Origin of the sequence: Vibrio glycogenivorans, from assembly GCF_051660965.1 — a bacterium.
Lineage (GTDB): Bacteria > Pseudomonadota > Gammaproteobacteria > Enterobacterales > Vibrionaceae > Vibrio.
Genome location: NZ_JBPVIS010000007.1, coordinates 244737 through 261548, shown reverse-complemented (window position 1 = coordinate 261548; position 16812 = coordinate 244737). Strand labels below are relative to the sequence as shown.

Sequence of the window (16812 nt, the reverse complement as noted above, 5' to 3'; positions counted from 1 at the left end):
TCTGCGGCTGGCCCCGTCTCAGGGCTTCACACGTCAGCGAACATCAAGGAGCTCGGGGTGATTATAGGCTCAACCTATTGGAAACCTATTTCCCTATTACTTTCCCCGGAACACCAACTACCACACTATTTTCTGGAACATCCTTAGTAATCACAGCCCCGGCTCCAATCTTGCAATTGTCACCAATCTTTACTCTGGGCAGTATCGTTGCATTGGCACCTATGTTACAAAATGAGCCAATTTGAACTCCTCCTAAAACTTTCGCCCCTGGTGAAACTTCAGAATAGTCACCAACAGATGCATCATGGCTAATAATAACATCTTTGTTAATCAGGCAAGATTTACCAATAGTTACACTCATTGTAACCCTAGCACCTTGCAGAATAGTAACGGTTGGATCTAAGTGGTTATCTAACTTTCCAACACGAGCCTCTTTAGAGATATAACCAACTTCCTCAAAACCATTTTCTTTGATAAGACTTGCTAATTTATAACGACTAGCTCCACCGACACCCAGTATTATTTTATTTTGGCCACAGGCTCTCAAACTATCAAAGTTTGTAATAATCTGATAGTTTTTCGCCAAGAACAGGTCATAGCTTTCAGAAAGGTTATCAAAAAAAACAATGTTTTCATCCAACCCATCCTCATTCAGTCCATTTAATAATTCTTTCGCTAATCCCCTAGCACCCCAAATAATCATTAATCACCTAGCCCAACTTTTAATACTTCAATAACTCGATTGACATCGCTCATGCTCAAATGCGCATGCATAGGTAGACATAGTATTCTTTCCGCAATATCGTTGCTTACTTTAGTTCCATAACTGTGGCTATCGATATAAACCCGATCTAGTGATGGTGAAAAGTAGTGCCTGCTTTCCACACCGTTATCACTCAACAAAGTAATTAATTTCTTAACCTGTTGATTGCTCTCCAACAATATTGGCATATAAGCACCATTAGCTGTTGCCTCAGGGTGCCATTCAGGGAGTTCAACAAGACTCTGCAAGCCCTTTCTATATTCAAAAAATAGCTCTTGTCGGTGCGTGATGACATCATCTATGTCGGCTAAATTAACCAAGCCTACCGCAGCCTGATATTCATTCATTTTGGCATTAATGCCTACATTAACTATGTTTTTTCCAGGCTTAATACCAAAGTTAATAATTTCCCTTGCGATCTCGAAGTCGTCTCTATCTTTAAAAACGACAGCACCTCCCTCTACAGTATGAAACACTTTTGTCGCATGGAAACTAAGTGTACTGGCGTCACCATAACCGAGTAATGACTTCCCCTTCAGATTGACACCAAACGCATGCGCTGCATCGTAAATAACCTTAAAGTTATTCTTCATACTCAAATTGTCAATTAAATCAACATCACAAGGGTTACCATAGACATGAGTGGCGACCAATGTATCTGCCTTACAGCCTTTCCTATAAGCCATTTCAACTGCGGCTGGAGATAGGTTCAAACTGTGCGGATCAATATCTGCAAAACATAACTCATCCTTTTGCCACTTAAATGCACTCACGGTTGCAACAAAACTAAATGGTGTAGAAATGACTGACTTACTGCCTAAGGCTCGTCCTGCTACCTGCAAAGCCGTTGTACCGTTATTCATCAACAGTAAGTTTTCGACACCTAAATAGTCTTCCAACTTCTCCGTCAATTCCTTGTACATTGGCCCAAAGTTAGTGTACCAACCATTCTCATTAATTTTCTCAAGCAGTGGTGTTAATTTTTTCAAATTTGGCTTGATTGGACTATTCAAAGTGATCATTTCAGCACCTCTAACATCATTCGTAACGACTTTGCTTCTCTATCTTTCTCTGAAAGAATGGGGGCAACGGTTATTGGCCACTGTATCCCAAGATCCTTATCGTCCCAAACGATCGACACCTCAGCGCTAGGGTTATAGTAATCCGTACACTTATACACAAACTCTGCTTCATCACTGGTAACATAAAATCCATGAGCAAATCCTTCAGGAACCCATAATTGGCGCTTATTTTCATTCGATAGATACTCACCAACCCACTGACCAAATGTTGGTGAATCCGGTCTAATATCAACCGCTACATCGAAAACCTCTCCAGTAACAACTCGAACTAACTTTCCTTGAGTGTTTTCAGTTTGATAGTGCAAGCCACGTAAAATTCCTTTTTTTGATTTTGAATGGTTGTCCTGAACGAACTTTGTTGGCTTTCCTGTGACTAATTCTTCGAACCTTTGTTGGTGCCAGGTCTCCATAAAGAAACCCCTCTCATCACCGAACACCGTAGGTTCAATAATTTTCACATCAGGAATTTTGGTGTCTATAACTTTCATATCTTTTAGTCCGTGTGGGCATTTAGCCATTGAGAACGATCACCCAACAACTAACGAGCAAACGTACTCGTCATTTGTCTGTATTCGTCCGCAAATTTGGTAGTCTTTTTGCTGATGCAGGAGGTGATTCAGTAAAAATGCCTGTTTTTTAGTGCACTTAGTAACAACTACAGTCCGAAGAGCTCTAATCTAAGCCTTGTGACCTTAATGGGTACAGGCAAATGGATTATAACAATGCTGTTTTGTTACTCAATAGCTATCGCTCGAATGAACACTCTGCCCTTTCTCACATAGCAGAAAGCGCATACTCTCGTTTGGGGGGAGCCACTATCAATTCATGGGATGACTCGTAGAAAGAGTACTGCATTCAGGAAACAACTAATGGCTATAGACAGCGTTCGGACAATCAGACGGCATGCCTGACAAGCAGATGTCGGGGAATGTTTAGGTTAGCCTATAGTTAGAGTCGCTTAGCTAGATACCGGTAGCCGAATTACTAAGCTGGAAGTACAGTAAGCATCATTGCCAACGCGATTTTGAGGTGGCATCTCGCTTGATCGATAATATTTTTGAAGAATTAATTGGGTCCCAAGAAGCCGTCACGACTGAGTTTCTTGACTCTTTATTAAAGAGAGGGGGACAAGGGACCCAAAGTGATTATCTAAGATTTCCCAACTCAGAAGAGTTTGTACAGCGACTCAATGCGTTGCCTCATTTCAAACTGTAAAGGCTCAACGGCATAAGTTTGGTTGTGTGGAGTAAATGGGTACCGTATCCGGCGGCGGGGAATAAACAGCTTTTAATCAGTATTTACTTTCCAGACAGCGTTAAAAAGAAAAATGGCAGCTCACCTAGGTCAACTGCCATTTGTTTAGGAATATCTTAATGCTTTGACACTTTAGCCCAGAATTATGCCCTAAGCACGAGCCTGGTTATTAACTACAACACTCAATTTTGCTTCTTCTGACTCTTCCTGACTGTGATTCCACACCAAATCACCAATGCCATCACTTGGTGCGAAACCGGTCGGTGCATTCAATAGAAGCTCACGGATGGTTTCATGTTGCATTTGGTGGCAGGCAGTATCAAGTTGGTCAAGCAGGTCTTGATACTCACTGAGCGGCAAGTGAACTTCTTGAGCAGTCATAATTCGCTCGTGTGCCGTCTTATTGACATTATCGCCAATCAGAAGCTCTTCATAGAGCTTTTCACCTGGTCGAAGACCGGCATACTGGATCTCGATATCACCATGAGGGTTCTCATCCGACTTCACTTCAAGACCTGATAGCTGAATTAGGTTTTTCGCTAAATCGATGATCTTGACCGACTCACCCATATCAAGCACAAACACATCCCCTCCCTTACCCATCGCACCAGCTTGGATCACAAGCTGAGCGGCTTCAGGAATCGTCATGAAGTAGCGGGTGATATCCGGATGGGTAACAGTAACTGGGCCACCTGCGGCAATTTGCCCTTTGAACAAAGGGATCACCGAGCCCGATGAGCCGAGAACATTACCAAAGCGTACCATGCAAAAACGAGTACCTTGTTTCTTTTTATTCTCTTGCTCAGCTAGAGCCTGAAGACCCAGTTCTGCCATACGTTTAGTCGTGCCCATCACATTGGTTGGGCGTACGGCTTTATCTGTGGAAATTAGGACAAAGGATTCAACACCCGCCTCTATTGCGGCACGGGCAGTATAGAAGGTGCCATAAATATTATTGCGCACACCTTCTATTACATTGTATTCAACAAGAGGAACGTGTTTATAAGCCGCAGCGTGATAAACCGTTTGCACCCCGAACGACTTCATCGCAGTTTCTAGGCGGTGCTCACGTTGGACAGACCCTAACAGGGGAACAATCTCACAGCTCAAGCCTCTCTCTATCTTAAGAGAATTTAACTCGCGGTCAATTTGATACAAACCAAACTCAGACAGTTCAAATAGAACAATAGAGGTGGGATTTTGCATCACTATTTGACGACAAAGCTCAGAACCAATTGAGCCACCGGCCCCGGTTACCATGACAACCTTGCCAGTGATGTTTGCTTCTAGCAGCACCGGTTGTGGCGCGACTGGATCGCGTCCTAGTAAATCCTCAATTGGTACATCTTTAAGCTCATCGATCTTGGCTTCGCCCGACACAATATCGGTCATATCTGGCACAGTTAACACCTCTACCGGCAACTTTGCTAGATCATCAAGTATCACCTTACGCCGAGCACGACTAGCGCTTGGTACGGCAAGGAGCACTTGAGAAACACTGTATTTATCAATAATCGGCGCCACATCCTCAAGAGGCAATACCGGTAACCCCAAAATCATAGTATTGGTTAACGTCGTATCTTTATCGATAAAAGCACGGACACGATAATCGCCGGTGCCACGAAGCGCCATAGCAAGCTGGCGGCCACCTGAGCCAGCGCCGTAAATTACGACTTCTTTGCTTTGCTTTGTATAACTCTGCGCAACCAGTGAGCGAACAATCACGCGTGGTGCACCGCAAAATAGCGCTAAAAAAGCGCCATAAATAATCGGTACAGTCCCTGCAATGGAATAGTCGATATAAAGCCCCATTGCTGCAAACAACACCGACGAGCAAATCGCCCCGATACTTATCACGAAAAGTGCTTGGAAAGTCAGATAGCGGAGTACCGCCCGATATAAACCAAGACGAGTAAATACTGTTACGGAAACTAAGGAGAGCATGCATAACAGCCCCCAAAGACTCGGTTCAGTCAAATGGTCAAGGTTCCCGGACCGAGCAAACAACGCTAAGTGGAACGCGAAAAAGATTAGTAAACAGTCAATAAGCACACTAACGATGCGCTTATTGGTACGTGAAAGCTGCCATATAAATTGAAGACGTTGCATAATTTATTTTTTATAGTTAGGTTATTTATATATTCAGTTATCAAAAACAGTGTTGTGACGATAAAGAGAGTATTAAATGAATGGCACCTTTAGATTTGACCACAGCAAATAATGGCTATTTATCATAATAATGATCATTTAGCAGCCAGTACCGTTTCTTTAATATAAGCTAGCTTTTACCCTTTACCGCATCACCAGAGCCACTGCCAGTAATAGTCATAATGATATATTTAAAATAATCTCTGACAGTCAGCGTATCTATCATTTGTCTGTCGGTTTTAGCCAACAGTTCAGGTGTCGACATATCAATATTTTGTACTTGAGCCAGCCCAGTAATGCCAGGAAGAACATCATAAACACCGTTCGCATCTCGTTCTTCTATGAGTTCACTTTGATTGAATAAGTTAGGTCTAGGACCGACGAGGCTCATCTCTCCTTTAAGTACATTGATAAGTTGTGGCAGCTCATCAATCTTTGTTCGGCGCAAAACTAAACCAAATTTTGTGATTGAACTATTACTGGCTAAATGACTGGCAACTGATTTTGTATCAGTCTTCATGGTTCTAAATTTAATCAGCTTAAATGGTTTTTTATTGCGACCAACTCGCTCTTGTATAAAAACTGGCGAGCCTGTATCAAACAAACCAATAATAAACACCAACAATATGATTGGCCATAGGACAATCAAACCAATTAACGATGCCAAAAAATCTATCAAACGAATCATAGTTAAATTTTCTTCTTATATCTAAGTGAATCTGCAGCTTCTAGGAATCCCTCTTCAAGAGTTTGAGGAGGAGCCCAGTCAAGTGTTTGTTTGGTGTGGGCTATATCGACTTGTAAGGACCCTAACAGGCGCTCAACTACATCTTGTTTCTTGAGTAATGTCCCAATAAGACGATAACAACCGATAGGGAAAGGAACCTGACGGTTAGAATTACCAAGGGCTTTGGCCATCTGGGTGATCATCTCTGAAGTAGAAATATCATGGTCATCTGAGACCAGAAAGGTTTGACCCGCGGCGCGAGGATGTTCGATACACGTAGCTATCAAATCAACAAGATTTGAGACAGAGACCAAGCTTCTTTTGTTACCAGTGATTGAAGCAAATGGAAGGGGGAAGCGCTTTGAAACAAGCCTCATCAATGAAGAGAAGTTTGCTTTAACTCCAGGCCCATAAACCAATGTCGGCCTTATGACCACAAGCTCCATCCCAGTATTGGAAGCGATCTCTAGCAACGCTTTCTCAGCTTCAGACTTGGAGAGGGCGTAACTATCTGACGGATTATGCTCACTATTATGCTCAAATGGCTTGTCATTGTTTGTGGACTCGCCATTCACTTTAATAGAGCTGATGAATATGAACCTTTTAACACCCGATTGCGCTGCTTGGCGAGCCAATGCTGCAGTTCCATGTGTATTTATCTGCCTATAGACATTTAGCGGATCTATCTGATCTTCAGCCATGACATGAGCTCTCGCGGCACAATGAACGATGGTATCAATGCCAACTAAGCTATCTTTGAAATCGGTACTGCCAGATAGATCATCGATGATAATGCTTTGGGAATTGTCCTTAGATGTTGTTCTACTCATCCTTACAACATCGTAACCCAAAGTATCTAGCCTTTGACATAGATTAGACCCAACGAACCCAGTCGAACCTGTGACTAAAACCTTCATAATCTACCTTCGTATATATCGATATGTTTAGATATAACGCTATCTATATCAAACTCTTGCTCTGCCAAAATTCGGCCGTTGACCCCAAATGAATGACGTAAACTATTGTCATAAAGAAGTTTCTCTATCGCTTTAACTAATGGTTCAATGGTCTTTACTGGCACTAGTAACGCTGTCTTTTTACTTTCGACAGCATCGCGGCACCCCGGAACATCCGTTGTAACAACGGCGCGGCCTATCGATGCGGCCTCTATCAGGCACTTAGGTAAACCTTCACGGTAGGAAGGCAAAACGACGACATTAGCCTTTGCCATTGTTGCCGGTATATCATCTTGATAACCCCAATGCTCAATACAATCAGGTGATAGGTACTTTTCAAGATCCGAGTAACTGATGGACTTGGGATTACCTTCGTCCACATCACCTACCAACACAAACTTTACAGCATCGTTTTTCTTGGTTATCTGATTTGCGGCCTCAAGGAATTCGGTTACGCCTTTATCAATCAGTAGCCTAGAAACCATCATAACAACGAGCTTGTCGCCACTTGGCTCTGCTTGGTAACAATATTGTTCTAAATCAACACCAGAGCCCCTTATAATCGTTGTATTTGATTCTCCAACAGCCTTTATCTTAGAGATTGTTGCGAGATCATCGACATTCTGAAAAATAATTTTTTGGGAGTCTTTGAGCGCAAACCTATATAGCAGTGAGACAAAATATCTTAGGATCCTAGTTTTTAGCTCCATACCAATAAAGGTATAACCAAGCCCAGAAATAGCAGAAACTCTTTTTATATCCCGTTTTGAGCGAGCCATAATGTTGGCATAAATAACTGGCTTTATTGTAACACTATGCATTATATATGGCTCAACAAGCCTAATGACTTTCCCAAGCTTATATAACACTAACATCTCATTGAGAACATTAGTACCGCTTCGACTGAATGGCACTTCATGAAAGACAATGCCCTCTTGTTCAATGTGTTGACGATACTCGGTTTCCGCACACGCTATATGAACATCATAGCCCATCTCAACTAAGGCTCGAGCGATAGGGAGTCGATGTGAGACAAAAAACCAATCAACGTTGACGACAAATAAAATTTTTCTTTTCATAATTTTAGCCACAATAAGACTTGAAACGACAATGATTTAAACTTGGCGAAAACTTCCACTTTAACTTAATTAAACTAATCATAAGTGTAATTATTACCAAAGACACCCTTAGGATTTTTGACCACTAAAATACAAACCATGAGTTAACTGGTAATGATTTGAATTTATATCAATGGCTACTCCACCTATCATTGCCACTGGAAAAGGCAAATGGAGCGTTTAGCAGAAAGATATATACAAAATTTTAGCTCGATGTCGCATCGCTGTGCCAAAATTGGAGGTCCAAAATAAAAACACGACAACCAACAGTAACAATGTGAGAAGTAAAGGCTTAGCAGAGCGTATCGAGAGATATTTGCTTACGACGTCTAAATAATAAAAAGTGAAGAACAAATACACTGAGTCATCGAGCACACCTAGAGCGCGGGAAGCACTCCTCACATCCCAAATAAATGAGGATAATATGAAGTATGTAACTCTAAGGAGTAATTGGAGTATCATACCCAAAGGGCCCGATATAGTGAGAGACTCTAGGTAAGCAGCCCCTCCACTAGCACGATTTGATATGACCGTGTTGATCGCTTAAGCATCTGAGCTTGATACGTTACCGATTTTATGGGTATGAGTATTTGAAGAATACAAATAAATTGCACTAAGCAAAATGCTAACCAACATTACATTAAAAACAAACTCAATATAAGCCACCACATTAAATCAGTTGAGATAATTCACAAAAAGTAGATTAAATAATCTACCAATTGAACATCATCACCCCATAAAAAGAACAGAATGAAAGCTCACCTAAGGCTAACCGCAGGGAAAGTTAAGTGACAAGGGAAACGTGTAAATATATAACCGACTCTTTGAGTCACATCACCTCCATGAAAAAACAAGCTCGAGCAAAATTGCGGAGGATAAAAAGCCAAGTAAAAAATATAAATTTGACATCAAGGGGACTATAGTCAAAAAACTATAAACAGATCCATAATTACCACCCCACTAAACAGCTAATCTATCGAACTGTAAAGCATCAAAACTTCCTTGTGGCAATGGAGATGAAAATTTATAGCCATCCTGTTTTTTATTTTAGGTGGGTAAACCAACATCTCGGCGAATTAATTGAAGCTATTACTTGCTGTAAAATTTTTTATACCAAACGATGAATTCCGCTACTCCTTCCTTAACACCGACTTTCGGCTTATAGCCAGTCGCCTCAAACAAGTCTTGTGTATCAGCGTAAGTCTGATAAACATCACCAGGTTGCATTTCACGGAAGTTCTTCTTCGCTTCGATATCCAACTCATTTTCAATCGCGCTGACAAAGTCCATCAGTTTAATCGGAGAGCCATGACCAATGTTGTAAACTGCATAAGGAGCAGAGCTTGAAGCCGGGGTACCACTCTCTACTGTCCAATCCGTTGTGCGAGTTGGCATGACGTCTGCGATTCGGACAATCCCTTCAACAATGTCATCAACATGAGTAAAGTCACGCCACATTTCACCGTTGTTGTTAATATCAATCGTATCGCCATCCAAGATCTTCTTAGTGAAAATAAACGGCGCCATGTCTGGGCGTCCCCATGAACCATAGACGGTAAAGAAGCGCAAACCCGTAGTAGGAATATCGTAAAGATGTGAATAGCTGTGCGACATCAACTCATTCGACTTTTTAGTCGCCGCGTAGAGTGACACTGGGTGGTCCACACTATCGCTTGTTGCGAATGGCACTTTTGCATTCAGGCCATAAACCGAGCTTGAAGACGCGTATATCAAGTGTTTGATTTTGGACTGGCGGCACCCTTCAAGAATATTCAGGTGACCCACCAGGTTAGAATCAGCATAGGCATGCGGATTTTCAATCGAGTATCGCACCCCGGCCTGAGCCGCAAGGTGAATAACACGCTCAAACTGCTCGCCTGAAAACAGCGCTGCCACGGCATCTCGGTCGGCAATATCCATCTCGATAAAACGAAACTGATCGTGCGCGATACGTTTTAGGCGTGCATGCTTAAGGTTAACATCATAATAATCGTTAACGTTATCAATTCCTATAACCTCGTGTCCAATTGCCGTCAGCTTTTCAACCGTCGCGCTGCCAATAAACCCGGCAGCACCGGTAACCAAATATTTCATAGAACTATCATCTCTTTCTCGAGGCTAATCTAGAGACCAGCCACTCAAGCCTTAATCATTACCAAAAAGATCGCGGGTGTAGACCTTGTCTTCAACATCACGAATTTCATCGACCATGCGATTCGATACAATCACATCACAGCTGGCCTTAAACTCGTCTAGATCTTGTATAACAAGTGAATGGAAAAACTCTTTTTCTTCCAGTACAGGCTCATAAACAACAACTTCAATCCCCTTTGCCTTGATGCGCTTCATCACACCTTGAATACTCGAGGCGCGGAAGTTATCTGAGCCAGATTTCATGATTAAGCGATAGATACCAACTCGTTTTGGTTTACTACTGATGATGGAATCGGCAACAAAATCTTTACGTGTGCGGTTAGCATCGACAATTGCACCAATGATTTCATTCGGTACATCTTCATAGTTTGCACGAAGCTGTTTGGTATCTTTTGGAAGACAGTAGCCGCCATAGCCGAACGATGGGTTATTGTAATGACTGCCGATACGCGGGTCTAAACCCACACCCTCGATAATTTGACGCGCATTCAGACCATGAGTTTCAGCATAACTATCAAGCTCGTTAAAGTACGCGACACGCAGTGCAAGGTAAGTGTTAGAGAACAGCTTAACCGCTTCAGCTTCCGTCGAACCAGTAAACAGAACTTGCACGTCTTTCTCTCGCGCACCTTCAAGCAGCAAATCTGCAAATACTTTCGCCCGCTCAGATCGCTCACCAACAATGATGCGTGACGGGTGCAAGTTATCGTAAAGTGCGCGACCTTCGCGCAGGAACTCAGGAGAGAAGAGGAGATTGTCACAACCAAGCTCTTCACTGATGCGCTTGGTATAACCAACAGGCACGGTGGATTTGATGACCATCACCGCGTTAGGGTTAATAGCCATGACATCTTTTATGACCGCTTCGACTGAATTGGTATTAAAGTAGTTAGTTTGTGGGTCGTAATCCGTCGGGGTTGCAATCACAACATACTCGGCTTCTTTATAAGCGAGTTCTTTGTCCAGCGTCGCAGTAAAGTCCAGCGTCTTGTTAGCCAGAAAATCAGAGATTTCTGTATCAACAATTGGTGACTGATTATCATTCAACAATGTGACCTTCTCTTCGATAATGTCTACGGCAATCACTTCGTGGTTTTGTGCGAGTAACATCGCATTTGATAAGCCAACGTAACCTGTGCCAGCTATAGCAATTTTCATTATTTTTCTCTTTAAATTATAATTAAATCAGAATTATACCAATCAACTCGCATGACTGATTACTCAATAATCTATTTTGAATCAGTGTCAAATAAGTGCAACGAGATAACAAAGGCATCTTGTTGCTATTATGGCTGGCTATCCAACTAGATTGACCACAATGTCTTGCTCTGGTTCTTGTGACTCTTGGCTATAAGCCCAGCAAGTCACCAATGCTATCTGTTGGTGCGAAGACCGTGGGCGCATGTAACAAAAGCTCACGGAACTTTTCATACTGCATTTGATGACAATCGACATCCAGCTTATCAAGCGGTGTTTGATACTCACCCAACGGAATATGCACCTCATGCGCGGTCATTATGCGTTCAATTTCCGATATTAATTCCGCCCAATAAAACCTGTAGCCCCTCATAAAACAACACTTTTTATATCAAACCATATGAATACTAACAATATCATCAATATCATCAATATCAAACTCTGATTCCGCCAGTAACCTGTCTTCTATAGAAAATAACTGCCTGTATCACCACAAGCTAGGTTTACCTCATAGCCATTTTTTATTACCTCTAAAGCTATGGGTAAAAGATAGGAAATGAAAAACCAATCGACATTCACAACAAAAAGTAACTTCAACAATCATCTCTTTATCCATGCTAAATAAACACCCTTACTACAACCATAACAAAGACATCTATTACCTATACAACTTGACAGATGAATAAATAGAGATTTATCATTAAGCAAAGATAATGACTAGTCAAAGCTTTAAAATTAACTACAGACCTAGAGCAAATAATACTGAATCTTTCATCCTTCATTTACATCGAATTAAAAAATCATTTATACTTTTACTATAGCTCGAAGCTGAAAATTGTTGCCTTGCAGTTTCATATGCTAATTTTGGCATAGTACTATTATATACAACACCCAAAATGGCAATTAACTTAGCTTTTATCTCTCTTTCAGAAAAGCCATCAAATATATATCCGTTGACACCATCGGAGACTATACCTGAAAGATCACTTGTGTTATTTGTTATTACCGGGACACCATTCGCCATACTTTCAACAACTTTTGTTGGAAAACCAGCTTTTGAAACCTTATTATTAGGTCTAAACAAGATGGTATAGTGACACTCCCTGATTAACTTTTGCACCTTCTCAAAGCTTAGGCTCCCATGAAAAAAACAAAAACTCAAATCACCACCGTAAATAAGCTTTGCATCTTCTAGGCTTAACCCTGCTATATGATATTCAAACTTATAACCAAGGTTTCTTATATCACTTAAGACATTAATCACCTTCCACAACAAATCTTTCTTACCCGGTGAACCGCAATAAACAAACTTGATAGAATCATAAGGCTTATAAAAATTGTTAATCTCTGGTATATCCAACGTTGGTGGAACCCTAACAACATTACATCCTTTCGACTCATAGTAACTTTTTAGATAATTACTAATAGCAATAACGTTACCAACCTTCGGTATAAGTTTGCGCATTGCTAACTCTACATTAAGATAATAAGGCATGAAACAGTGCTTAATTAAACTTTCAGCTTGATACCATTCCACAGCATCAAAAATCAACTTAACATTATTTTTCCTACACCAAGAATTCAACCTGAGCAAATAAGGACTATATCCACTATATAAGATGATATATGTCGGCTTCTCCTCCAAAGAATCTAGCCAAGAAATTGTTTTCCTACCCATGCCAAAATAAACAAGATGTTTGATTATTTTAGGAAATTTCTCTGCCGTGCGCTCTCCAATTGAAATAACATCAATACCATCAAATGTTTCATGTGCATAATCAGATTTATTTTGCCCTGAAACTATCGTAACTTTCTTACCCGATAACATTAGGGACTTAGCTACACCTAATATCCTTCTAGCAGCAGCCCCTCCCTCAGGAAAAGAAAAAGGCCCCAAATACACAACATGCTCCAATTTCATACAATCCCCAAAGTTAGTACTTACTAATATTCCTTCCAGACTACACGGCGAACGTAGTCTGTGTATGAGTGAATAATACGAACAACCTTGTCAGATACATTTGGCATACTATAGTCGCCTACTCTTCTTAGCAGGCGTTCCTCACCACTTGGTTGACTATCAAGTATCTGTAACCCCTGCATGATACGCTCAACTTCTAAGCCCACCATCATTACTGCGGCTTCTTCCATGCCTTCCGGGCGCTCATGAGCATCTCTCAAATTCAAGCTCGGGAAGTTCATGATCGAAGACTCTTCGTTTATTGTCCCACTATCTGAAAGCACGGCCTTTGCGTTTTTCTGAAGATGGTTATAATCATGAAAACCTAAAGGTTTCAACAGTTTAATATTTTCGTGAAACTGAATACCTTGAGCCTCTATTCTATTTCTAGTCCGAGGATGAGTTGAAACAATAACGGGCAAGCCAAAATGTTCAGCAACTGTATTCAAGCTCTCTGCTAATTTAGCGAGTTGTTTAGGGGAGTCGACATTTTCTTCTCGGTGAGCACTCACCACAAAGAACTGCTCTTTCGCTAAATTTAGGCGGGTAAGTATATCCGAGCTGTCAATCTGAGGCATATAATAGTGGAGCACTTCAAACATAGGACTACCAGTCTTGATAACACGATCAGCAGGTAAACCTTCAGCGATCAGATAATCACGTGCAATCGTACTGTAGGTAAGATTTATATCTGCGGTATGATCAACGATCTTGCGATTAGTTTCTTCTGGAACTCTTTGGTCGAAACAGCGGTTTCCCGCCTCCATATGAAAGATAGGTATTTTGCGACGTTTTGCTGGAATCGCTGAAATGCACGAGTTCGTATCACCCAGCACCAACATTGCACTTGGGGCCACTTCTTCTAGTACTTGGTCAACTTTGATAATAACCTGACCGATTGTTTCTGCCGCATTCTTTCCCGCGGCATTTAGAAAGTAATCTGGCTTACGAACATTGAGGTCTTTAAAGAATACTTCGTTCAGCTCATAATCGTAGTTTTGTCCCGTATGCACCAAGATATGCTCACAATACTCATCCAATTTGGCCAATACTCGTGACAATCGGATAATCTCGGGACGAGTGCCCACAACCGACATGACTTTTAACTTTTTCATTCCTATTATAATTCCTATTATAATTCCTATTATAGTGGCTTTACGATTGTGTCGGGTGCTTTTCTGTCGAATATCTCATTCGCCCAGAGCATGACAATTAGTTCTTCTTCACCAATATTAGTTATGTCGTGGCTCCAACCAGGAACCGTTTCAACAACAGTTGCTTCCCCAGAAGCGACAACCAGTTCATAACGCTCTCCGGTAACCACGTGCTGGAACTTAAATAAGGCTTCCCCTTTTATCACCAAAAATTTCTCGTTCTTAGAGTGATGATAATGGCCGCCACGAGTGATGCCTTTGTGTGCTGTAAAAACTGAAAACTGCCCTGACTCTTTAGTCTTTAGCATTTCGCAGAATACTCCACGCTCATCCTCATGTTTCGGTAAGGTGTAATGGAACTTGGATGGCTCAAAGTAACTCAAGTAGGTAGAATACAGTGCTCGAGGAAGGCCACTTCCAACATGCTCGGTCACAAGAGTGTCTCGGCTTTCGTTGAAGGCCATTAGCAAGTCAGCAACCTCACCCACGGTCGTTTTATACTCAACTGAGACTTCTCTAAAACCGCTCTCGCCAGAATTTTCAAGCAAAGCGATCAGTTCATGACAGACATCATCAATGTACACCAAAGTTACTGGCGCACTTCGATTATGAATATTGATCTCAATGTTATTCACGATGTTGTGGCAGAATGTCGCTACGAATGAGTTGTAATTTGGGCGACACCATTTTCCAAAAACATTTGGGAAGCGATAAATGAAGACTTTTGCATTCGCCTTTTTACTGTACTCTGAAACTAAAGCCTCTGCTTGAGCTTTACTTGCACCATAAGGGTTGTCCAAACTCGCTTGGATAGAGGAGCTCAGCATAATGGGAGTATTGCGCCCATTGGCTTTAAGCTCGCTCACCAAAAATTCTGTAAAGTCAGTGTTACCCTTTTTGAACTCAGACTCGTCCTGTGGACGATTGATACCAGCAAGATGAAAAACAAAATCAGCAATCGATAGCGCATGTTTAATCGTGTCTAGCGTGGAATCACTGTCTATCTGAATAATAGAATTATACCCACTATCTGCTAACATCACACACAGGTTCTTGCCAATAAAACCATGGGCACCTGTAACTACAATGTTCATTTACACGCCCTCCGGCACCGCAGTGCTCCCCGCTTCAACATCGCGGATAAAACTCAATTTTCGCAACAGTTCAACCATGCAATCAGTATTCAATCGGTGGGTATTGTGAGAATTATAATCCTCAATTTCAGATAGGTCTTTCTCACCTTCTTCATTGAATTTCGAATAGTTTAAATCACGATTATCCGAAGGGATACGATAGTACTGGCCTTGATCTTGAGCGACAAACATCTCTTCACGACTACAAAGAGCTTCATACAGTTTTTCTCCATGACGAGTTCCAATAACATTGATAGGGTGGTTAGGCCTATCCGTCACATTTAAAAGTGCGTTTACGAGTGTTTCAATAGTAGCTGCTGGTGCTTTTTGAACGAAGATATCTCCGTTAGTGCCGTTTCTAAAGGCATGAATAACAAGATCAACAGCATCATCGAGCGTCATCATGAAGCGCGTCATATTTGGGTCTGTAATAGTGATGGGATCACCACTAAATATTTGTCGAACAAATAGAGGAATTACAGATCCTCGAGATGCCATCACGTTGCCGTAACGAGTAGCACAAATCGTTGTATTAGTGTGCTCAAGGTTTCTACTCTTTGCCACAATAACTTTTTCCATCATTGCTTTTGAAATACCCATAGCATTGATTGGATAAACCGCCTTGTCGGTACTCAGGCAAACTACCCGTTCAACTTTATTTTGTATAGCAGCCTCTAGAACGTTCTCGGTCCCAATAACGTTTGTTTTTACAGCTTCTAAAGGATAAAATTCACATGACGGGACTTGCTTTAGAGCAGCAGCATGATAAATGTAATCAACACCACGCATTGCATTGTTAACACTTTGATAGTCTCGAACGTCACCAATATAAAACTTCAACTTAGGTGAGTTGTACTTTTTTCGCATATCATCTTGTTTCTTTTCATCTCGTGAAAAAATACGGATTTCTGCAATATTTGTTTCAAGAAAGCGGTCTAGGACCGCGTTACCGAATGACCCTGTCCCACCGGTAATTAGAAGAACTTTATTTTTAAACATAACAAACCTTAATTAAAACAAAAACTCATAGCCCACAGCTCATATTTAAACAGCAAAAACAAAATTCATTAAAGCTAAAGTAAAAATAAAACTAGGCTCAAGCGCTAGCTGGAGCAATCAACTACATTGAATAATTCTCAGAGCACATTCATTTCGATAAATTCACA

General features: G+C 41.3%; 14 protein-coding genes. All 14 read right to left on the bottom strand.

Annotation, left to right across the window (positions count from 1 at the left end):
* Window positions 1-85: 85 nt before the first annotated feature.
* Window positions 86-703, bottom strand: a complete 618-nt coding sequence (locus ACSTTG_RS15650; RefSeq protein ID WP_438475486.1) for an acetyltransferase — start codon at window positions 701-703, stop codon at window positions 86-88.
* The gene (locus tag ACSTTG_RS15645) at window positions 703-1785 is read right to left on the bottom strand and encodes a DegT/DnrJ/EryC1/StrS family aminotransferase (RefSeq protein WP_438475485.1); all 1083 of its coding nucleotides are present in this window, start codon (window positions 1783-1785) and stop codon (window positions 703-705) included. The genes ACSTTG_RS15650 and ACSTTG_RS15645 overlap by 1 nt, the downstream gene beginning before the upstream one ends.
* Window positions 1782-2333, bottom strand: coding sequence for a dTDP-4-dehydrorhamnose 3,5-epimerase (gene rfbC / locus ACSTTG_RS15640; RefSeq protein WP_438475484.1), 552 nt, complete (start codon window positions 2331-2333; stop codon window positions 1782-1784). Before rfbC ends, ACSTTG_RS15645 begins: the two co-directional genes overlap by 4 nt.
* A gap of 916 nt (window positions 2334-3249) precedes the next feature.
* Complete coding sequence (locus tag ACSTTG_RS15635) at window positions 3250-5208, bottom strand: polysaccharide biosynthesis protein (protein ID WP_438475483.1); 1959 nt, start codon at window positions 5206-5208, stop codon at window positions 3250-3252.
* 169 nt (window positions 5209-5377) lie between these two features.
* Window positions 5378-5935 (bottom strand): sugar transferase, encoded by a 558-nt coding sequence (locus ACSTTG_RS15630; RefSeq protein ID WP_438475482.1) that lies wholly within the window; start codon window positions 5933-5935, stop codon window positions 5378-5380.
* Window positions 5936-5937: 2 nt separating this feature from the next.
* The gene (locus ACSTTG_RS15625) at window positions 5938-6891 is read right to left on the bottom strand and encodes a UDP-glucose 4-epimerase family protein (protein ID WP_438475481.1); all 954 of its coding nucleotides are present in this window, start codon (window positions 6889-6891) and stop codon (window positions 5938-5940) included.
* Window positions 6888-8009 carry a glycosyltransferase family 4 protein gene (locus ACSTTG_RS15620; RefSeq protein ID WP_438475480.1) on the bottom strand — a complete coding sequence of 374 codons (1122 nt, stop codon included), beginning with the start codon at window positions 8007-8009 and terminating at the stop codon, window positions 6888-6890. Before ACSTTG_RS15620 ends, ACSTTG_RS15625 begins: the two co-directional genes overlap by 4 nt.
* A gap of 1128 nt (window positions 8010-9137) precedes the next feature.
* Window positions 9138-10142, bottom strand: coding sequence for an NAD-dependent epimerase (locus ACSTTG_RS15615; protein ID WP_438475479.1), 1005 nt, complete (start codon window positions 10140-10142; stop codon window positions 9138-9140).
* A 51-nt stretch (window positions 10143-10193) separates the two neighbouring features.
* Complete coding sequence (locus ACSTTG_RS15610; protein ID WP_438475478.1) at window positions 10194-11360, bottom strand: nucleotide sugar dehydrogenase; 1167 nt, start codon at window positions 11358-11360, stop codon at window positions 10194-10196.
* Between the two features lie 190 nt (window positions 11361-11550).
* Window positions 11551-11718: a hypothetical protein gene (locus tag ACSTTG_RS15605; protein ID WP_438475477.1), complete on the bottom strand. Its 168-nt coding sequence runs from the start codon at window positions 11716-11718 to the stop codon at window positions 11551-11553.
* Between the two features lie 459 nt (window positions 11719-12177).
* Window positions 12178-13320, bottom strand: a complete 1143-nt coding sequence (locus tag ACSTTG_RS15600; RefSeq protein ID WP_438475476.1) for a glycosyltransferase family 4 protein — start codon at window positions 13318-13320, stop codon at window positions 12178-12180.
* A gap of 23 nt (window positions 13321-13343) precedes the next feature.
* The gene (gene wecB, locus ACSTTG_RS15595; RefSeq protein ID WP_438475475.1) at window positions 13344-14474 is read right to left on the bottom strand and encodes a non-hydrolyzing UDP-N-acetylglucosamine 2-epimerase; all 1131 of its coding nucleotides are present in this window, start codon (window positions 14472-14474) and stop codon (window positions 13344-13346) included.
* Between the two features lie 29 nt (window positions 14475-14503).
* On the bottom strand, window positions 14504-15607 hold the full coding sequence (gene wbjC, locus ACSTTG_RS15590; RefSeq protein WP_438475474.1) for a UDP-2-acetamido-2,6-beta-L-arabino-hexul-4-ose reductase: 1104 nt from the start codon (window positions 15605-15607) through the stop codon (window positions 14504-14506).
* Window positions 15608-16645 carry a polysaccharide biosynthesis protein gene (locus ACSTTG_RS15585; protein WP_438475473.1) on the bottom strand — a complete coding sequence of 346 codons (1038 nt, stop codon included), beginning with the start codon at window positions 16643-16645 and terminating at the stop codon, window positions 15608-15610.
* Window positions 16646-16812 lie beyond the last annotated feature (167 nt).